Origin of the sequence: Actinomadura chibensis NBRC 106107 (assembly GCF_001552135.1) — a bacterium.
Classification (GTDB): Bacteria; Actinomycetota; Actinomycetes; order Streptosporangiales; family Streptosporangiaceae; genus Spirillospora; species Spirillospora chibensis.
In genome coordinates, this window is sequence record NZ_BCQP01000087.1 from 1 (window position 1) to 17,363 (window position 17,363).

Genomic DNA, 17,363 nt, shown 5'->3' on the forward strand with positions numbered 1-17,363 from the left:
AGTTCCGGCTGCACGCGTCGATACCATGGCCCGCGTGAATCCCCCGGTGCGCGTCCTCGTCGTCGACGACGACGCGCTCGTCCGCGCCGGGCTGACCATGATGCTCGACGGCGCCGCGGGCATCGCGGTGGTCGGCGAGGCCGACGACGGCGACCGGGTGTCGGCGGCGGCCGACGCGCACGCCCCCGACGTCGTGCTGATGGACCTGCGCATGCCCCGGGTCGACGGCATCACCGCGACCCGCCGCCTGCGGGCGCGCCCGCGGCCGCCCGAGGTCATCGTGCTGACCACGTTCGACACCGACGAGAACATCCTGCACGCGCTGCGCGCCGGGGCCAGCGGCTTCCTGCTGAAGGACACCCCGCCCGCCCGGATCGTCGAGGCGGTCCGGCAGGTCGTGGCGGGCGAGCCGATCCTGTCCCCGCGGATCACCCGGCGGCTGATGGACCGGGCCGCCGTCCAGGCCGGGGCGTACGCCCGGGCCAAGGCGACGCTCGCGGCGCTCAGCCCGCGCGAGCACGACGTGGTGGTGGAGATCGGCCAGGGGCGCAACAACGCCGAGATAGCCGCCGAGCTCGACATGACCCTGGCCACCGTGAAATCCCACGTGTCGCACATCCTGACCAAGCTCGACCTCGGCAACCGCACCCAGATAGCGCTGCTCGCCCACGACGCCGGTCTCGCCTGACCGGTCCGCGCGGCTCGGGCCCGGCCGAGTCAATGGCGAATGCGCGGCGTCGTTAACGCATTCGAGTTTCCCGCTTCGCCGTATGATCCTTTTTGGCGAGGAATGTGCCGTCCGGCTCGGTGAGACGGCGGCGGGGCGGGGTGGGGACGGGGCGGGGATGGGCGGAGGACGCGAGGTCGACCGGGCCGCGGAGAAGTACGTCTTCAACTACCTCTGGCGAATGCCCGTCGCCCAGCTTCTCGTCGGCATCGGGTTCCTGATGGTCTGGACCTTCGCCTTCGGCTTCGCGGTGGACGAGGCCACGGCCACCAGGCGCGCCGCGAAGGGCGAGGGGGTGCCGGGCACGTTCATCGTGCAATCGCAGTCGTGCCCGAAGGGCGACTGCGTCTGGACCGGCACGTTCACGACCGGCAGCATCTTCCAGGTCACCCGGGAGGGAGTCGAGCTGAGAGGGGACGGCGGCCATTCCCTCGATTACGGGGACGTGGTTCCCGCGCTCGACGTCGGTTCGGGGCGCTTCGTCCAATTGGAAGGCGGGTCGCCCGAGTGGTGGCCGGCGGTCGGCGCCGGGATTTTGGCGACTATCACCGGTGGCTTCGGGACGGCCTTGTCCGCCGCCGTGCTGCGGGGCGTTCACCTGACACGGCCTTCTCGCGCGGCGCGGAAACGGGCGGCGAAAGGACGCGGAAATTCCGCGATGGGCGCGCTGGGGGCGCTCGCCGAACGGGATCGGTGGGGCTGGGCGGCGCGGCCGAAATCGTCCAAGATCAGGGTGAAGATGCCCAGGTCCATCGGGCGGACCCTGGCCGGGATCGTCGGCCTGCTCTCACTGGTGGCGTCGCTGCCGCTGTTCGGTGTGATCTGGGTGAAGTTCAACAAGGCGACCACCCTGGCCGAACTGGTCGCGGGATTGTGGGCGCCTCTCCTCGCGGTCGCCCTCGTGGGCGCGGCGACCCAGACGCTCAGGCTGGTGACGGTACGGCCCCGGATGTGGGTCACCGATGACGAGATCGTCATCCGGGACGGGCTGCTGCTCTGGAAGGCGCTGCGAATTCCGCGCACCGCGATCGCGGCGATCCACTACGGCGAAGAGCCGGGGCGTGGCCGGATCGAGGACGGCGTCGCCCATTTGACGCCTTTCCGGGAAGAACTCAACCTCACCCTTCAGATGCGGGACGCCATTTCCCTTCCCGCGCGTCGGCTGCGGTGGGGGAACTGGTTCTGGGTCATGTTGGCCTTGAAGGACCTGGAACCGGGGAGGGGAATACCCCAGCAGGGCCGTCCGGTCCGCTGGTTGCGCCTGCGGGTGAAGGAGCCGCGCCGGGTGGCCGCCGACCTCGACCGCTGGCTGGCCGCGGACGAGACGCTCGCGCTGAAGGAACCCGCGCCCGCCGAACACGGTCATTACGGCGAGGTCATCACACATCGCGGCGTCGGCGGAATGCGCGTCAAGATCAAGGGACGGCTTTCCCATCCGGTGCTCGCCGAGTTCGTGAACGAGGGCCCGGGGACGCTGCGCGCCTGGCTTCGCCGCACCGAGTTCGGCGAGGGCGTCCCGGTGGTGGAGTGCGGGCCCGGAGCCACGCCCGCCACGACCGTTCTGAACGACCGGTCGATTTCCGGCAAGGCGCTCACGAAAAGGTTCCTGTACGTCGAGTCCGAGGGACGCTGGACCGTCACGATCAGCGGCCCTGAACGCGCACGCGGATTCGTCGGCTCGGCCACCGGCAGCGGGACCGAAGTGCTCAACTACCAGGGCCCGCCCGGAATCGGCGTCGTGACATGTCCGAGCGGGCAAGCCCACCAGGTCCACCTTTATGGGCCTGACCTGGTCGCGCCCCATGGCTGCGATCCGGTCGCGTCCACCGATGCGCACGGCCCGCTGCCGAGCGGCGAGTCCCCGCCGAACCGCAGCACGTTCGCCGTTCCGGCACACGCGCTGCTCCAGGTGAGAACCGCTCCCGGAGCGGACTGGCGGATCGACGTGACGCCCCTGGAACAAGCCGACGTGGACGGCGCCCGTGCCCGAATCGAAGAACAGGACGCCGTTCCGCCAACGGGTCACGTCCGGCCGTTCGAGCATTCCATAGCGGGTGACCGAACCGCGGTGGTGCGTTATCTGGGCCCGCCGGGACCTGTGCTGTTCCGCAGCGGGGACGCTTTCGGCCTCGTCCACCTCGACGCCGCTCTGACCCCTGTTCGGACACTCTCGCTCCCGTACGGCGAAACCGAAATCCACCTCCGTTCCCACGCGCTCCTCCAGATCACCGGAGGCGAGGGCACCTGGTCCCTGGAGGAGGTCCACGACCTGGTCACGGGTTCGGAAGGCGAACTCCAGCGCCCTTGAGGGCGAAGTCGGCCGTCTTTTCGAGGAAGGCGTCGTCGAGGGGGCGGCCGAGTATGAACAGGTGGAAGTAGAGCGGCCCCGAAATCATTTCCAGGAGGAATTGGGAGTCGGTTCCGGGCGGCAGTTCGCCGCGCTCGACGGCGCGTTCGAAGATGGCTCCGGAGGCGCGGAAACGGGCGGGCCAGAATCTGTCGAGGAGTTCGTACAGTTCGGCGCTGTCGGCGGTGCGCGGACGGGACTCGCGGATCAGCGCGACGATCCACGGCGTCTGGAAACTGAGCCGGATCTGCTTGAGCAGTTCGATCAGGTCGCCGCGCAGGGTGCCGGTGTCGGCCGGTGGGGCGAGCTCGCCGCGGCGCTCGATGATCGCGGTGGAGACGAGGCCCGCCTTCGTCCCCCAGCGGCGGTAGATCGTGCTCTTGTTGACGCCCGCGCGCTCGGCCACCGCGTCGATGCGGAGCGCGGTGTAGCCGACCTCGCCGAGTTCGGCGATGGTCGCGTCGATCACCGCCTCGCCGACGCGGGCCGTCCGGCCGCCGGGCCGGGCGGTGGCGGCGTCGACGCGCAGATGCTCCACCTCGTGGAGCGGATCCCCTGCCATCCTCGCAGGTTAGAGCGCTGCAAAGGCTAGACGCAACCCGATGGCGCGTTAAGCTCAAAGCTTAAAGCAACGAGTTGTTGCTTTAAGCTGCCCGACCGACTTACAGTGCTTAACGCAACCACTAGTCGCATCAAGGGCCGAGGAGAGCCGTCGTGATCTACCACCAGATCCGGATCGCCATGAAGCCGGACGTCCCCGCCGACAAGGTCGAGCAGGCGCTCGACCTGCTGCGCCAGATGGGCCGCGAGTTGGACGTCGTCGAGTTCTTCCTGGTCGGCCGGGACATCGGCGGTGAATTCGACTACGGAGCGATGTACGCGCTCAAGGACGTCGACGCCTACCGCACCTACATGTACGCGCCGCTGCACCGCCGGATCGACGCGGTCGGGCTGCCGCTGGTCGCCAAGATGATCTCCCAGGACCTCACCGACGACCCCGACCCGGAGATCGACGCCAAGATCGCGCAGGTGCACGCCGACCGGTTCGCCGACCATCCCGAACTGCTCGAACTCGTCGAGGACCTCGGTTCGTACCAGGGCAGCGGCGTTCCGACCAAGGAAGACTCCGCCTGAGGCGAGCACCTCGCAGAGCGGGCTGGCGCTGCCGTCCATGGCCAACCTGGCGGTTCGCGGGACGTGCCTGCCGCGGAACCCGTCCCGGACGAAGGACGTGGAGTCGTACCGTTCCGCCTGGTGAGGTGGAGGGTGGGCGCCGTCCAGCCTGACGGTAGGCCGGTTCCGGACGCGCCGGACCGGCCCCTCCGGGCCCATCATGGAGGCAGTGGGGCCGGGCCGTCACCCTCTCGGGTGCCCCGCACGGTCCGGTCTCCCGGCCCCGCTCGTCCGCCCGGACGAAACACGAGGAACGTCACGAGAAGTGATCCTCCGGTCACTCCGGAGCACCTACGATCTCCCGTATCCCCCGATACCGTGCGCGAAGGGGCGCACCACAAGGAGACGTTTCCCCGTGAAGTTCAGCTACGCCATGCTCCCCGACTACCCCCTCTCGGAGTCGCTGGCATCCATCGCGCTGGCCGACGAGCTCGGCTTCCACGCGGTGTACGCGGCCGACGAGCCGTGGCACAAGGACCTCTGGCTGCTGTTCGCCGCCGCCGCGGCGAGCACGTCGCGGATCCGCCTCGGCCCGTCCGTCTCGGCGGTGACGCTGCGCGAGCCGTCGCTGATCGCGCAGGCGGCGGCGACGCTCGACGAGCTGACCGGCGGGCGCGCCGAGGTCGTCCTCGGCAGCGGGAACTTCGGCGTGCTCGCCCAGTACAAGATCGACTGGACGACGACCAAGCCGCTCACCCGGGTGAAGGAGGCCGTCGCGGTCGTCCGGACCCTGCTGGATGAGGGCGCCATCACCCGCGACGGCGAGTTCTACTCCTACGACGGGCTGTTCACGTTCGCGCGTCCCGTCCAGGAGCGGCTGCCGGTCAAGATCGGCGCGATGCGCGGGCCGAAGTCGTTCGAGGCGGCCGGTGAGCTGTCCGACGGCGTGCACCACGCGCTGAGCTACTCGCGCCGCGCCTACGAGTACGCGGTCGAGCATGTCCGGAAGGGCGCCGAGCGCGCGGGCAAGGACTGGCGGACGCTCGACATCGGCGCCTGGGTCGTGTTCGCGGTCGGCCCCGACTCGGCCGCCGCGAAGGAGGCGGCCCGCAGCATGGTCGGGCTGTACGCGTCGGCGATGCCCGCCGAGCAGCTGGAGCGCAACGGCGTCGACCCGGCGGACATGATCCCGATCGTCCAGGCCATCGGCAACGGCGACCTCGCGAAGGCGATCGAGCTGACCACGCCCGAGATCACCGAGAAGCTGTCGCTGGCGGGAACGCCGGAGGAGGTCCGGGCGCGGATCGCGAGCGACATCGCGCCGACCGGCGTCAACCACATGATCTGCGCGATCACCGACCCTGGGCTGGTGAAGTCGTTCACCGGACGCGAGCTCACCGGCGTCCCCGGCGTGGACGGCCAGCTCCGGCTGATCCACGACGAGCTGATGCCCGCGTTCGGCTAGGTCTCCGCGGACGGGCCGGGGCGCGTCGGCGCCCCGGCCCGTTCCCGTCGCGCCGGGCCCGCGAAAAACGGGTGGGCGGCGCGCGGGCACGCTGGCAGCATGGCGGTGATCACGGCGGAGCCGTGCCGGACGAGCAGCGGAGGCGAGATGCGCCAGGTCTTCGAGAACTCACAGCGCCCATTCCGGACGAGAGCTTTCGAGGACACCTCCGCCCATGCCCATCCTCAACCTCGGCATCCTCGCGCATGTTGACGCGGGAAAGACCAGCCTGACCGAGCGGCTGCTGTACGACACCGGCGCGATCGGGAGGCTCGGCAGCGTCGACGCCGGTGACACCCAGACCGACCGCGGCGAACTGGAACGCCAGCGCGGCATAACCATCAGGTCCGCCGTCGTGTCGTTCCAGCTAGGCGCGCTGCGGGTCAACCTGATCGACACACCCGGCCACGCCGACTTCGGCGCCGAGGTCGAACGGGCCCTCGGGGTCCTGGACGGCGCCGTGCTGGTGCTGTCGGCGACCGACGGCGTCCAGGCGCGGACCCGCGTGCTGATGCGGGCCCTGCGCGCGCTGGCACTGCCCACCCTGATCTTCGTGAACAAGATCGACCTGGTGGGCGCGGACCCGGACGGCGTGCTCGCCGCCGTCGAGCGCAGGCTGGCGGCGCGGCCCGTCCCGCTGAACCGCGTGCGGGCCGGACGGGTCGAGCCGTGCGCGCCCTCGGCCGAGATCCTGGCGGACGGCGACGACCGCGTGCTCGCCGACTTCGTACACGACCGCGCGACGCCGCCGGAGACCCTGCGGGCGTCGCTGCGCGCGCAGACCGCCGCCTGCGCCGTCCAGCCGCTGTACTTCGGCTCGGCGCGGACCGGCGCCGGCGTCCCCGACCTGCTGCGCGGCCTCGGCTCGCTGCTGCCCCCGGCCGCGCCCGGCGACGGCGGGACGCGCGGCTCCGTCTTCGCCGTCGAGCGCGCCGCGTCCGGCGAGCGGGTCGCGTGGCTGCGGCTGTTCTCCGGCGAGCTGCGGGTCCGCGAGCGGGTCGCCTTCGCGGGCGGGCGCGGCGGCGGGCGGATCACCGGCCTGGACGTCGCCGGAGCGCCCGGCGACGACGTCCTGACCGCCGGGAACATCGCGCGGGTGCGGGGCCTCGCCGGGGTGCGGGTCGGCGACCGGATCGGGCCGCCCGGCCGGGACGTGCCGCCGTTCCCGCCGCCGTCGCTGGAGACGATCGTGCGCGCCCGCCGCCCGGCCGACGCGGGACGGCTGCGCGCCGCGCTCCTCGACCTCGCCGACGAGGACCCGCTGCTGCGGGCGCGGCCCGCGCCGTCCGGTGCGACGTCCGTCCTGCTGTACGGGGAGGTGCAGAAGGAGGTCGTCGCCGCCCGGCTGCGTGCCGAGGCCGGGATCGAGGCGGTCTTCGAGGAGAGCCGGACCGTCTACACCGAACGTCCCGCCGGGGTGGGCGAGGCCGTGGAGGAGATGGACTGGCGGCGCCGCGTGCCGGAGTTCTGGGCGACGATCGGCCTGCGCGTCGAACCCGCGCCGCGCGGCGCCGGGAACACGTTCCGGCGGGAGACCGAGTTGGGCGCGCTGCCGCACGCCTTCGACCGGGCGATCGAGGAGACCGTCCACGGCACCCTGGAAGAGGGGCTGCGCGGGTGGCCGGTCACCGACTGCGCCGTGACGCTGACCCGGTCCGGGTTCGCCGCGCCGATCAGCACCGCCGGCGACTTCCGGGGCCTCACCCCGCTGGTTCTGATGGACGCCCTCGCCCGCGCGGGCACCCGCGTCTTCGAGCCGTGCCACGTGTTCGAGGCGGAGGTGCCGGGCGACGCGCTCAGTCCCGTCCTCGCGGCGCTCGGCGCGGTCGGCGCCACGTCCGTCGAGCCCGTACCCGGCGTGCCCGGCGTGCCCGGCGCGTCCGATGCGGACGGCTGGACGATCAAGGGCGAGATCCCGGCCGCCCGCGCCGCCGAGGCGGAGGCGGCGCTGCCCGCGCTCACCGGCGGCGAGGGCGCCTGGTGGTCGGCGCCGTCCGGGGAGCGGCCGGTGGCGGGCGCGCCGCCGACCCGTTCCCGGCCCGCCCGCCTCCGCGGGGACGGCTGATCAGGCTTGGTCGGTGAGCGCCGCCTGAAGGAGGGCGTGCGCCGATCGGCGCATCAGGGCGGTCGCCTCCTCGCGGGAGAGCCCGGCGATGTCGGTGAGCCAGATCAGCGCCTCGATGCCGGTCGCCGAGCGGATCGCCACGGCCAGCCGATGGACGTCGACGTCCGGACGGGACTCGCGGAGCGGGGCGAGGGCGTCCTCGATCCAGGCGACGGCGCGGCCCTGGCGGAGCGGCGGCTGCTCCGCGCCGGGCTCCAGCGACAGCCGCAGCGAGGCGCGCAGTTGCGGCTCCCATTCGACGGTGAGGTCGGTGAAGGCCCGCATCGCCAGGTCGAGCCGTGCCCGCGGATCGATCGGGGCGTCGTCGGGGAGCAGCGACGCCTGCCGGGTCTCCGGGTGCGCGCCGAGCAGCAGGGCGCGCTGGTTCGGGAAGTAGCGGTAGGCCGTCGTCCGGGAGACGCGCGCGGCGGCGGCCGCCTCCTCGACGGTCGGGGTCAGCCCACGGGCCATGAGGGCGCGGGTGGACGCGACCAGCGCCTCGCGGGTGCGGGACTTCTGCTCGCGGCGTCCGGTCGACTCATATGGTACTGACATCTCCATAATGGTACCGTCGTCCCATGGGACTGCGGTCCCCTCTCCTGACCGGCGAGCCGAGCGAGGCGGCCATGCAGCAGGACCCCACCGTCACCGATCCCGGCCTCTACACGGTGATCTTCGAGAACGAGCGCGTCCGCGTCCTGGAGTACCGGGACGCGCCGGGCGACCGGACCAGCCCGCACGGCCATCCGGACAGCGTCATGGTCACGTTGAGCTCGTTCACGCGGCGGCTCACGTCGGGCGGACGGCAGGTGGAGCTCGAACTGCGCGCCGGGCAGGCGCGCTGGCTGGACGCCCAGGAGCACGCCGGGGAGAACATCGGCGACACCCCCACGCACTCGATCTTCGTCGAGCTCAAGGAGCCGCGGCCGGGCGGCCCGGCGGCGGTGGAGGCGGCGGCGGAGGGCTCGCTGGGTCCGCGCTGATCAGCGCGGTGAGGGACGTGGTGAGCCAGCGCTCGTGGGCGGCGGGCGTCCAGCCCATCATGGCGCGGGCCAGCAGGTAGGTCTCGGCGTGGACGAGCAGCGACGCCGTGTCGGTCAGCCAGCCGAGGTCGCGGTCGCGGCCGCCGGGTAGCAGGCCGTCGTCCGCCATCTTGGCCCAGAAGGCGGCGATGTTGGCGCGGGTGGCCTCGCGGCCAGCCTGCGCGGCGGCGGCGAGCTCGGGTTCGGTCGCGGCGGCCTCCAGGGCGACGGCGAGGACGTCCCCGGCGCGGGCCAGCATCCGGCTGCTCCCCGTCGCGAGCGCGGCGAGGCGTTCGGCGGCGGTGGGGGCGGTCTCGGCGCGGGTGAACCAGTCGCGGTGGCGGACGTCGACCGGCGCGGTGTCCCCGGCGAAGGCGACGTCGACGGCCCGTTTGAGCAGGGCCGCCTTGGTGCCGAACCGGACGTAGACCGTGCGCGCCCCGACCCGGGCGCGGTCGGCGACGGCGGCCAGCGTGGTCCCGGCGTAGCCGTGCTTGACGAACAGTTCGGTGGCGGCCTTGAGGATCTTCTCCTCGGTCTCGGCGACACGGGCGGCGCGCAGATCGGGCTTGACGGGGTCGGACATGCATTGCAGTATAACTGCATCAATGCACTCCGACTGCAAGGAGATCGCGATGGGGGATCGCAGCGCCGCTTCACCCGCGGACGGCTCGGGCCCGCCCCGGCTGGACGGCGTCCACCACCTGAAGCTCCCGGTCACCGACCTGGCCCGGTCCCTGGAGTGGTACCGCTCCAGGCTCGGATACGAGGTCGACATCGAGTTCGTAGAACAGGGCACGCTGATGGGGTACGCGCTGCGGCATCCGGCGGGCGGGCCGATGCTGGCCCTTCGCCTCGACCCCGAGCGGGCCGTCGCCGCGGCGGGGTTCGACTACTTCGCCATCGGCGTCCCCGGCAAATCCGCGATCGAGGAACTCGCCGCGCGGCTGACCGCGCTGGGCGAATCCCACGCGGGGGTGCATTTCGCGACCATCGGCTGGATATTGCCCGAGCTGCACGACCCCGACGGGCACGAGGTGCGCTTCTACACAACGGCGCATCACACCGACACGGGGGCCGATCCGCTGCGCGTGGACGACCCCCGCGAAACTGCCGCCCGGCGCGCCGCCGCCGCGGGCGAGACCCCATAGGCCGGACGGGGGTCAAGGGACGATAGTGGAGCGGTGAACGGGACGCTGCGAGCCGATCTGTTACGCCGGGCCGCCCGCGACCAGAGGGTCCGGACGTCGACGCCCCGCCATTACCGGTCCCCTTTCCGGGCCTTGCGTTTCCTCTGGGTCGACGACAGGAACGCGGCCTGGCTGGACCGCGTCGTCCGGCGGCACGGCTGGCCGGGCAACGCCCTGGTCGGGGCGCGGGCCGCCGACGCCGCCTGGCTGCTCGCCCAGCACGCGGACCGGCGGCGCCGCGCGCAGCGCCGCCTCCTGCTGGCCCTGCGGGACGCGGTCGCGCGCGGCGACGCCGATCGGAAACACCTCGCCTATCTGGAGGACCGCGTCCGGGTCAACGCCGGTCGTCCGCAGCGGTACGGGACCCAGTACACCGAGACCGAGTCGGGGTTCGGGCCGCGGCCGATCGAAGACCCGGACGGCCTGGACGAGCGGCGCGCCGAAATGGGCCTGCCGCCCATGGACGAATACGACGCGGAAATGCGCCGCCGTCTCGACTCCTGGCCGAGCGCGTCCTAGCGACCGCTTTCAGCTCACCGCGGCGGCGAACATTCCGGGCTCGTAGGAGCCGCCCTTGTTGCGCACGATGACGTTGAGCCGGTTGGCGGCGTTGATGAGGGCGACCAGCGAGACGAGCGCCGCGATCTGGTCGTCGTCGTAGTGCTCGCGCACCCTTTCCCACGTCGCGTCGGACACGCCGTGGTGGGCGTCCGCGAGGCGCGTGCCCTCCTCGGCGAGCGCCAGCGCGGCGCGCTCCGCCTCGGTGAACACCGTCGTCTCGCGCCACGCCGCGACCAGGCTGAGCCGGACCGTCGTCTCCCCGGCCGCCGCCGCCTCCTTGGTGTGGAGGTCGACGCAGAGGCCGCAGCCGTTGATCTGGCTGGCCCGCAGCATGACCAGGTCCTGGACGGCCTTCGGCAGCGGCGACTCCGCGATCACCGTGTGCGCGCCCGCCATCCGCCTGGCGATCTTGGCGCCGATCTCGTTGGTCATCAGGTCGATGCGAGGTTCCATGACGTCGTCCTCACTCGTGGGTTCCGGTTGGACGACCACAAGATGCCGATGACCTCGCGCTTGTGACGGCGTGGAGGTGTGCCGTATGTCACCGGGCCCCGGATGTCACAGAACGAGGGGACCGAGCATCTTGTGTGCGGCGTGTCGAATGACGAACGGGGGGAGCAGACCATGAGCGAAGGATCAGGGGAGCCCGGCCAGGATGGGGAGCGCGGCCAGGACGGTCGGATGGACGCCGCCACCGAGGCGTTCGTCGCCCACCGGAACCTGCTCTTCACCGTCGCGTACGAGATGCTCGGGTCGGCCGCCGACGCCGAGGACGTCCTCCAGGAGACCTGGCTGCGCTGGGCGGGCGTCGACCTCGCGACGGTGCGGGACCAGCGCGCCTACCTGGTGCGGATCACCACCCGGCAGGCGCTGTCGCGGTTGCGCACGCTCGGCCGCCGCAAGGAGTCCTATGTCGGGCCGTGGCTGCCGGAGCCGCTGCTGACGACGCCCGACGTGGCGGAGGACGTCGAGCTCGCCGACAGCGTCTCGATGGCGATGCTGCTCGTCCTGGAGACGCTGAAGCCGACCGAGCGGGCGGTGTTCGTGCTGCGCGAGGTGTTCGACCTCGGGTACGACGAGATCGCGGAGGCCGTCGGGAAGAACCCGGCGGCCGTCCGGCAGATCGCGCACCGCGCGCGGGCGCATGTCGCCGAGCGGCGGCCGCGCGGGGACGTGTCGGCGGCGCAGACGCGGGGCGCGCTCGCGGCGTTCCAGGTGGCGATCGAGACGGGCGACCTGCGGGGGCTGCTCGACGTCCTCGCGCCGGACGTCGTCCTCCTCGGGGACGGCGGCGGGGTCGTCCAGGCCGTGCCGCAGCCGGTGGTCGGCGCGGAGAAGGTCGCGCGCCTGCTGTCGGTCGGGCTGCCGAAGCTGGGCGGGCTCGCGACGGTCGAGGTGGCGCAGGTCAACGGGTGGCCCGCGCTGATCGTCCGGATCGGCGGGGAGATCGACGACGTCGTGGCGGTCCGGATCGACGACGGGCTGGTGACCGGGCTGTACGTCGTCCGGAACCCGGAGAAGCTGGCGCGGCTCGGGCGGGAGACGCCGGTCAGCCGCTGATCCGGAGCGTCCGGGCGGACGCGCCGGGCCGAGAACGTCCGAGGCGGGTGGTACGCCTTGGGGCATGAGCGTCGAGGAGTTCCTGGAGCTGGTGCTCGGGCTGCCGGAGGTGACCGAGCGCGAGTCCTTCGCGGAGATGACGGGCTTCCGCGTGCGGGACAAGGGCTTCTGCTACCTCAGCGAGGCCAAGCAGTCGATCATGGTGAAGGCGACGAGGGAGGAGCAGGCCGCCCTCGTCGCCGACGACCCCGAGACCTTCTCCCCCTCCTGGACGAGCGGACGCTTCGCCTGGGTCGAGGTCAAGCTGCCCAACGTCGACCCAGACCACCTGGCCGAACTGGTCGTCGAGGGGTGGCGGCTGTCCGCGCCGAAGCGCCTCGCGAACACGCTCCAAGAAATTTCCGGCGGTGACCGATGAGTCGGGGGTGATCGGGCGGTACATACCGCCGACCGATCAGAAGGAGCGTTCGATGAACAGCACCGAGTCCGAAGTCCGCGCCATGTTCGACCAGATGTACAAGGCCTGGGCGGACGGTGACGCCGCCGCGTTCGCCGACCACTACACCGACGACGCGACCGTCGTCATGCCCGGCGTGTTCCACCAGGGGCGGGAGGCGGTCCGCGAGTACATGGCGGCCGGGTTCGCCGGGCCGCTGAAGGGGTCGCGCGCCGTGGACGAGCCGCGCGACACGCGCGTCCACGGCGACACGGCGGTGATCGTCAGCCGGGCGGGCATCGTGATGGCGGGGGAGAGCGAGGTGTCGGCCGAGGGGGAACGGCTCGCCACGTGGGTGCTGTCGAGGCGGGACGGGCGGTGGCTCGTGGCCGCCTACGCCAACGCGCCCGCGCACTAGGCGGAGGGGGCACGTGATCGACGACGACTTCGAGTCGGCGGTGGGGGCGTACCGGAAGGAGCTCCTGGTGCACTGCTACCGGATGCTCGGTTCGGTGCACGAGGCGGAGGACCTCGTCCAGGAGACGATGCTGCGCGCCTGGCGGGCCTGGGACCGGTACGACGAGCGGCGGGCGTCCGTCCGGACCTGGCTCTACAAGATCGCGACGAACGCGTGCCTGACGGCGTTGAAGGGGCGGGCGCGGCGGCCGCTGCCGTCCATGGTCGGCGGGCCGGAGCCGGGCGAGGCGGAGTTCCCGCTCGCCCCGGCGCTGGACGTGCCGTGGCTGCAGCCCTTCCCGGACGCCCTGCTCGACGATCCGGCGTCGCGGGTCGCGCGGCGGGGCAGCCTGCGGCTGGCGCTGATCGCGGCGATGCAGGTGCTGCCGCCGAAGCAGCGGGCCGTGCTGATCCTGCGGGACGTCCTGGAGTTCAGCGCGGCGGAGACGGCGGAGCTGCTGGAGACGTCGGCGGCCGCCGTGAACAGCGCGCTGCAGCGGGCGCGGGCCGGGCTGTCCGGCGTCGCGGTGACCGAGGAGGAGGTCGCCGAGCCGGACGACGCCGCCGTCAACGACCTGCTCGACCGGTACGTCCGGTCGTTCGAGACGGCGGACGTCGGCGCCCTCGTGACGCTGCTGACCGACGACGCGGCGCTGGAGATGCCGCCCGTCCCGCACTGGTACCGGGGGAGGCACTCCTACGGGCTCTTCATGGTGCGCTTGTTCGAGTGGCGCGGCACCGGCTGGCGCATGGTCCGGACGACCGCCAACGGGCAGCCCGCCCTCGTCGCCTACCTCCTGAGCGACGGCGTCTACCGGCTCCACACCTTGCAGGTCCTCACCGTGGAGGGCGGCCGGGTCGCGCGCAACGTCGTCTTCACCGACGCGCGGGTCTTCTCGGCGTTCGGCCTCGCCCCGACCCTGCCGGGGCCCTGATCATGGGAAACGGGGGAATCGGTTGCGGGCAACCGAACGGGCGCGCGCCCGTAGGATGGGGCCATGACGGGGACCGGCGACGATCCACTGGCACTGGACGGGCAGGTCTGCTTCGTCCTGCACGCGACCTCGCGCGCCTTCGACGCGCTCTACCGCGCGGAGCTCCGCGGCCTCGGCCTGACCTACCCGCAGTACCTCGTCATGATCGTCCTCTGGGAGGAGGACGGGCCCACGGTGAAGCGGCTCGGCGAGCGCCTCCGCCTCGACTCGGGCACGCTGTCTCCCCTGCTCACCCGGCTGGAGACGGCCGGTCTCGTGACCCGCCGCCGCGGCCGCGAGGACGAGCGCTCGGTCTCGGTGCACCTCACCGACCGCGGCGCCGCCCTGCGCGCCCGGGCCGTGGACGTCCCCCGCCGCGTCCTCGCGGCGACCGGCCTCACCCAGGCTGAGCTGGCCGACCTGCACCACGTCCTACGCGAAATCACCGAACGCCTGGACGCCGCCGCCCAAACCGTCCCCTGACCCACCCCACCACGACCGCCCATCGCACCCGGCCCCCACCACCCGCCCGCCACACCTGGCCGCCCCCTGCCCACGGTGTCGGTCGCGCCTTGCCCGCAGCGCCGGTCGCGCCTTGCCCGCGGTGCCGGTCGCGCCTTGCCCGGCGGTGCGCGTCGCGGCTTGCCCGGCGGTGCGGGTCGCGGCTTGCCCGGCGGTGCGGGTCGTGCCTTGTCCGTGGTGCGGGTCGCGGCTTGTCCGCGGTGCGGGTCGCGGCTTGTCCACGGTGCCCGCCACGCCTTGCCGCGGTGCCCGGCGCGCCTTTCCGTGGTGTCGGTCGGGGCTTGCTCGTGGTGTCGGTCGGGTGTCGGCCTCGCTGGCTTGGGGGTGGCCGGGCGGGTGGCTGGGTGTTAGTCGGGGATGCGGTCCAGGACGGGCAAGGGGGCCAGGCCGTACTGGTAGTAGTCGACCGTGTCGGCGCCCGAGGTTCGGGCGGCGGTCACCTTGGCGGCCAGGTGGTCGGCCGAGACCGTGTCCGGGATGCCGGGGCGGAGGACGGCGCGCAGCGTCGTGGCCGAGCCGAGCGCGGTGCGGTAGGCGGCGACGTCCTCCGCCACGCGGGCCTCGTCGGACGCGTAGCAGAGCACCGCGTACGACGGGACGACCTTGCCCACGCCGGACGGGTCGACGCCGATCCGCCAGGCGGACGCGGCGGCCGGGTCGCCGGTGGGGCGTCCGTCCGCGTAGCCCTTCACGGCGCCGGTCAGGTCGAGGAAGGTCAGCCGGGAGCCCTCTTCCGCCACGGCGGCGGCGACGTCGGCGGCGAGCGACGTGACGACCGGCGTGCGGGCGTGCGCGTAGTCGGTGAGGACGTCCGGGATCGCGTCGACCGGCGGGCCGCCGTCCAGGACGGACGCGGCCAGCCGCGACGCGGCGTCGCGCGCGGCGTCGGCGTGCGGGACGCGCTCGCGGCAGTGCGCGCAGAAGCACAGGCCCAGCGCGAACTCGGCGGCCGGTCCGAGCTCGACGAAGGAGCGCTCGTGGTGGTAGCCGTGCTGGAACGTCCCGAAATGGAGGGACTCGGCGACGACGGAGTCCACGCCCTGGCGGGCGATGGCGCGGCCCAGCGCGACCGCGTACGCGCGCACGTCCGGGTTGGACGGGCACAGGTCGGCGGGCGCGGCACGGTCGCCGAAGCAGTTCTCCTGCGTCACGTCCGGGAAGGCGAGGCCGAGCGTGGTGTTGTGCAGGAAGACGCCCCACCCGTGGAGGGGCACGCCCAGCTCGCGCGTCCGCTCCCGGAGAGCCCGCACGGGTTCGCGTTCCGCGCCCTTCTGCACGGGCGGGGTCAGGCGGAGGCCGTCGAAAGCGTCGTCCAAGGGGAAGTGGACCCCGTCGTGGCGCATGGTGACGCGGGTGCGGCCGTGGGGCGTCACGTCGCGGGCGCGGTGGTACGCGGCGCCGATCGTGATGGACGTGACGCCATGGGAGAGGACCCGCGCGACGTCGTCACCGTCGCCGCGCAGATCCTCGACCAGGACATAGAGGGATGAATCCATCAGCTCTTCTTGTAGGCGACGAAGTCGATTTCGACCAGGATGTTCATCAGGTCGGAGCCCACGGTCGTCCGCACCGGGTACGGCTGGTTGAAGTGCGCGCGGTACACCTCGTCGTAGGCGGCGAAGTCGCGGTGCAGCTCCTGGAGGTGGACGGTCGACTTCACCACGTCGTCCAGGCCGAGGCCGTGCTCGGCGAGGACGGCGGTCAGGTTCGCGAGGGTCTGCCTGGTCTGCGAGGCGACGTCGTCGCCGACGACCTCGCCGGTCTTCGGGTCGATCGGGCCCATCCCGGACGTGTACACGAAGTCGCCGACCACGAGGGCCTGCGAGTAGGTGCCGAGGGGTGCGGGCGCCGCCGCGCTGCGAAGTTCGCGCTTGCTCATGGCTCTCCTCATCGGGTGACGGTGTCTTCGGTCGATTTCAGCAGGTCGAGATCACGGCGGCTCGGGAGACCCTCCCAGTCGCCGCGGACGGTGACCGCGTACGCGCCCGCGGCCGTCGCGGTGGCGAGCCGCTCGGCGACCGGGCGGCCCCGCACGAACTCGGCGAGGTACCCGGCGGCGAACGCGTCCCCCGCCCCGACCGGGTCGATCACCGGGACCCGGTGCGCGGGCTGGACATGCAACGTTCCCGCGCAGGACGCGACCACCCCGGCCGCGCCCCGCTTGACCAGCGCGTCGCGCGGGCCGAGCGCGGCGAGCCCGGCGGCGAGCCCGGCCGGGTCGTCGGCGGCCACGACGAGCCGCGCCTCGGCCTCGGTCGCGAACACGAGGTCGGCGCGTTTCACCAGGTCGCGCAGGCACTCACCGGCCTCGTCCGGGGACCACAGGGCGCTGCGGTAGTTCAGGTCGAGGGAGACGGGGACGCCCGCGTCCCGGGCCGTCTCGACGGCGTCGTCCAGCGCGGCGCGGGCGGTCGGGCTGATCGCCGCCGTGATCCCGGTGACGTGCAGGACGCGCGCCGACCTGATCAGCGCGTGCGGGACGTCGGCCGGGCCGAGCCGGGAGCCCGCGCTGCCCGTCCGGTAGTACTGGACGCGGGTGAGCGTCCCCGACCGGCGCTCCTTGAACAGCAGCGCGGTGGGGGCCGACTCGTCCACGACGGCGTGGTCGATGCGGACGCCCTCGCCCGCGAGCGCCGTCGTGATGAGACGGCCGAACTCGTCGTCGCCGACCCGGCCGAACCAGGCGGCGGTGGCGCCGAGGCGGCGCAGCCCGATCGCCGTGTTCGACTCGGCGCCGCCGATCCCGAGGTCGAGCGTCCGCGCGTGCCGCATCGGCCCGACGACCGGGTTCTCCAGCCGCGCCATCGTCTCCCCGAACGTCACGAGATCGACCCCGGCCGAGGGAGA

At 72.7% G+C, this 17,363-nt stretch carries 20 protein-coding genes; 13 read left to right on the forward strand and 7 right to left on the reverse strand.

Going from position 1 to position 17,363, the window contains the following annotated elements; genetic code table 11:
- Nucleotides 1-25: 25 nt before the first annotated feature.
- Nucleotides 26-688, forward strand: coding sequence for a response regulator (locus tag ACH01S_RS39170; RefSeq protein ID WP_067904760.1), 663 nt, complete (start codon nucleotides 26-28; stop codon nucleotides 686-688).
- Nucleotides 689-1,022: 334 nt separating this feature from the next.
- Entirely contained in the window at nucleotides 1,023-3,035 is a 2,013-nt protein-coding gene (locus ACH01S_RS39175; RefSeq protein ID WP_148344173.1) for a hypothetical protein, read from the forward strand.
- Here ACH01S_RS39175 and ACH01S_RS39180 read toward each other — a convergent pair.
- On the reverse strand, nucleotides 3,001-3,636 hold the full coding sequence (locus tag ACH01S_RS39180) for a TetR/AcrR family transcriptional regulator (RefSeq protein WP_067904766.1): 636 nt from the start codon (nucleotides 3,634-3,636) through the stop codon (nucleotides 3,001-3,003). The two genes, ACH01S_RS39175 and ACH01S_RS39180, sit on opposite strands and share 35 nt — an antisense overlap.
- Before the next feature lie 152 nt (nucleotides 3,637-3,788).
- On the opposite strand from ACH01S_RS39180, the gene ACH01S_RS39185 reads away from it, so the two are divergent.
- The 3 genes from ACH01S_RS39185 to ACH01S_RS39195 all read left to right on the forward strand — a co-directional run bounded on the left by ACH01S_RS39185 (nucleotide 3,789) and on the right by ACH01S_RS39195 (nucleotide 7,756).
- Nucleotides 3,789-4,208: a Dabb family protein gene (locus ACH01S_RS39185; RefSeq protein WP_067904769.1), complete on the forward strand. Its 420-nt coding sequence runs from the start codon at nucleotides 3,789-3,791 to the stop codon at nucleotides 4,206-4,208.
- A gap of 394 nt (nucleotides 4,209-4,602) precedes the next feature.
- The gene (locus tag ACH01S_RS39190; RefSeq protein ID WP_067904772.1) at nucleotides 4,603-5,652 is read left to right on the forward strand and encodes an LLM class flavin-dependent oxidoreductase; all 1,050 of its coding nucleotides are present in this window, start codon (nucleotides 4,603-4,605) and stop codon (nucleotides 5,650-5,652) included.
- A 214-nt stretch (nucleotides 5,653-5,866) separates the two neighbouring features.
- On the forward strand, nucleotides 5,867-7,756 hold the full coding sequence (locus ACH01S_RS39195; protein WP_067904776.1) for a GTP-binding protein: 1,890 nt from the start codon (nucleotides 5,867-5,869) through the stop codon (nucleotides 7,754-7,756).
- On the opposite strand, the gene ACH01S_RS39200 is transcribed toward ACH01S_RS39195, so the two are convergent.
- A complete protein-coding gene (locus tag ACH01S_RS39200) occupies nucleotides 7,757-8,350 on the reverse strand; it encodes a TetR family transcriptional regulator (protein WP_067904856.1) in 594 nt (197 codons plus the stop codon).
- 23 nt (nucleotides 8,351-8,373) lie between these two features.
- Here ACH01S_RS39200 and ACH01S_RS39205 point away from each other — a divergent pair, with 23 nt between their 5' ends.
- Nucleotides 8,374-8,778, forward strand: coding sequence for a cupin domain-containing protein (locus ACH01S_RS39205; RefSeq protein ID WP_218010550.1), 405 nt, complete (start codon nucleotides 8,374-8,376; stop codon nucleotides 8,776-8,778).
- Here the strand turns inward: ACH01S_RS39205 and ACH01S_RS39210 are convergent.
- A complete protein-coding gene (locus tag ACH01S_RS39210; protein ID WP_067904778.1) occupies nucleotides 8,708-9,403 on the reverse strand; it encodes a TetR/AcrR family transcriptional regulator in 696 nt (231 codons plus the stop codon). The genes ACH01S_RS39205 and ACH01S_RS39210 overlap by 71 nt on opposite strands.
- Before the next feature lie 49 nt (nucleotides 9,404-9,452).
- Here ACH01S_RS39210 and ACH01S_RS39215 point away from each other — a divergent pair, with 49 nt between their 5' ends.
- Together ACH01S_RS39215 and ACH01S_RS39220 are read left to right on the forward strand one after the other, a co-directional pair.
- Nucleotides 9,453-9,968: a VOC family protein gene (locus ACH01S_RS39215; RefSeq protein ID WP_067904861.1), complete on the forward strand. Its 516-nt coding sequence runs from the start codon at nucleotides 9,453-9,455 to the stop codon at nucleotides 9,966-9,968.
- Between the two features lie 132 nt (nucleotides 9,969-10,100).
- Nucleotides 10,101-10,526, forward strand: coding sequence for a DUF6624 domain-containing protein (locus ACH01S_RS39220; RefSeq protein WP_218010551.1), 426 nt, complete (start codon nucleotides 10,101-10,103; stop codon nucleotides 10,524-10,526).
- 9 nt (nucleotides 10,527-10,535) lie between these two features.
- On the opposite strand, the gene ACH01S_RS39225 is transcribed toward ACH01S_RS39220, so the two are convergent.
- Nucleotides 10,536-11,021, reverse strand: coding sequence for a carboxymuconolactone decarboxylase family protein (locus tag ACH01S_RS39225; protein WP_067904784.1), 486 nt, complete (start codon nucleotides 11,019-11,021; stop codon nucleotides 10,536-10,538).
- 171 nt (nucleotides 11,022-11,192) lie between these two features.
- Between ACH01S_RS39225 and ACH01S_RS39230 the strand changes: the two genes are divergently transcribed.
- From ACH01S_RS39230 to ACH01S_RS39250, 5 genes are all read left to right on the forward strand, one after another.
- On the forward strand, nucleotides 11,193-12,128 hold the full coding sequence (locus ACH01S_RS39230; RefSeq protein WP_083981663.1) for an RNA polymerase sigma-70 factor: 936 nt from the start codon (nucleotides 11,193-11,195) through the stop codon (nucleotides 12,126-12,128).
- Between the two features lie 64 nt (nucleotides 12,129-12,192).
- Nucleotides 12,193-12,546, forward strand: a complete 354-nt coding sequence (locus ACH01S_RS39235; protein ID WP_067904790.1) for an MmcQ/YjbR family DNA-binding protein — start codon at nucleotides 12,193-12,195, stop codon at nucleotides 12,544-12,546.
- 52 nt (nucleotides 12,547-12,598) lie between these two features.
- On the forward strand, nucleotides 12,599-12,982 hold the full coding sequence (locus ACH01S_RS39240; protein WP_067904793.1) for an SgcJ/EcaC family oxidoreductase: 384 nt from the start codon (nucleotides 12,599-12,601) through the stop codon (nucleotides 12,980-12,982).
- Nucleotides 12,983-12,995: 13 nt separating this feature from the next.
- Complete coding sequence (locus ACH01S_RS39245; RefSeq protein ID WP_148344174.1) at nucleotides 12,996-13,955, forward strand: sigma-70 family RNA polymerase sigma factor; 960 nt, start codon at nucleotides 12,996-12,998, stop codon at nucleotides 13,953-13,955.
- 63 nt (nucleotides 13,956-14,018) lie between these two features.
- Nucleotides 14,019-14,477, forward strand: a complete 459-nt coding sequence (locus ACH01S_RS39250; RefSeq protein WP_067904796.1) for a MarR family winged helix-turn-helix transcriptional regulator — start codon at nucleotides 14,019-14,021, stop codon at nucleotides 14,475-14,477.
- Nucleotides 14,478-14,863: 386 nt separating this feature from the next.
- Here the strand turns inward: ACH01S_RS39250 and ACH01S_RS39255 are convergent, their stop codons facing one another.
- From ACH01S_RS39255 to ACH01S_RS39265, 3 genes are read right to left on the reverse strand one after another with little or no spacing between them, the layout of a single operon-like run.
- Complete coding sequence (locus tag ACH01S_RS39255; protein WP_067904799.1) at nucleotides 14,864-16,012, reverse strand: hypothetical protein; 1,149 nt, start codon at nucleotides 16,010-16,012, stop codon at nucleotides 14,864-14,866.
- Entirely contained in the window at nucleotides 16,012-16,395 is a 384-nt protein-coding gene (locus ACH01S_RS39260) for a RidA family protein (RefSeq protein WP_067904802.1), read from the reverse strand. The genes ACH01S_RS39255 and ACH01S_RS39260 overlap by 1 nt, the downstream gene beginning before the upstream one ends.
- A gap of 8 nt (nucleotides 16,396-16,403) precedes the next feature.
- On the reverse strand, nucleotides 16,404-17,339 hold the full coding sequence (locus tag ACH01S_RS39265) for a sugar kinase (RefSeq protein ID WP_246236503.1): 936 nt from the start codon (nucleotides 17,337-17,339) through the stop codon (nucleotides 16,404-16,406).
- Nucleotides 17,340-17,363 lie beyond the last annotated feature (24 nt).

What these genes read in the sequence shown, in the direction of transcription:
- ACH01S_RS39170 (WP_067904760.1), top strand. Translation starts at nt 26, where the DNA reads ATGGCCCGCGTGAATCCCCCGGTGCGCGTCCTCGTCGTCGACGACGAC.
- ACH01S_RS39180 (WP_067904766.1), bottom strand. Translation starts at nt 3,636, where the DNA reads ATGGCAGGGGATCCGCTCCACGAGGTGGAGCATCTGCGCGTCGACGCC.
- ACH01S_RS39195 (WP_067904776.1), top strand. Translation starts at nt 5,867, where the DNA reads ATGCCCATCCTCAACCTCGGCATCCTCGCGCATGTTGACGCGGGAAAG.
- ACH01S_RS39200 (WP_067904856.1), bottom strand. Translation starts at nt 8,350, where the DNA reads ATGTCAGTACCATATGAGTCGACCGGACGCCGCGAGCAGAAGTCCCGC.
- ACH01S_RS39205 (WP_218010550.1), top strand. Translation starts at nt 8,374, where the DNA reads ATGGGACTGCGGTCCCCTCTCCTGACCGGCGAGCCGAGCGAGGCGGCC.
- ACH01S_RS39210 (WP_067904778.1), bottom strand. Translation starts at nt 9,403, where the DNA reads ATGTCCGACCCCGTCAAGCCCGATCTGCGCGCCGCCCGTGTCGCCGAG.
- ACH01S_RS39215 (WP_067904861.1), top strand. Translation starts at nt 9,453, where the DNA reads ATGGGGGATCGCAGCGCCGCTTCACCCGCGGACGGCTCGGGCCCGCCC.
- ACH01S_RS39225 (WP_067904784.1), bottom strand. Translation starts at nt 11,021, where the DNA reads ATGGAACCTCGCATCGACCTGATGACCAACGAGATCGGCGCCAAGATC.
- ACH01S_RS39230 (WP_083981663.1), top strand. Translation starts at nt 11,193, where the DNA reads ATGAGCGAAGGATCAGGGGAGCCCGGCCAGGATGGGGAGCGCGGCCAG.
- ACH01S_RS39235 (WP_067904790.1), top strand. Translation starts at nt 12,193, where the DNA reads ATGAGCGTCGAGGAGTTCCTGGAGCTGGTGCTCGGGCTGCCGGAGGTG.
- ACH01S_RS39240 (WP_067904793.1), top strand. Translation starts at nt 12,599, where the DNA reads ATGAACAGCACCGAGTCCGAAGTCCGCGCCATGTTCGACCAGATGTAC.
- ACH01S_RS39250 (WP_067904796.1), top strand. Translation starts at nt 14,019, where the DNA reads ATGACGGGGACCGGCGACGATCCACTGGCACTGGACGGGCAGGTCTGC.
- ACH01S_RS39255 (WP_067904799.1), bottom strand. Translation starts at nt 16,012, where the DNA reads ATGGATTCATCCCTCTATGTCCTGGTCGAGGATCTGCGCGGCGACGGT.
- ACH01S_RS39260 (WP_067904802.1), bottom strand. Translation starts at nt 16,395, where the DNA reads ATGAGCAAGCGCGAACTTCGCAGCGCGGCGGCGCCCGCACCCCTCGGC.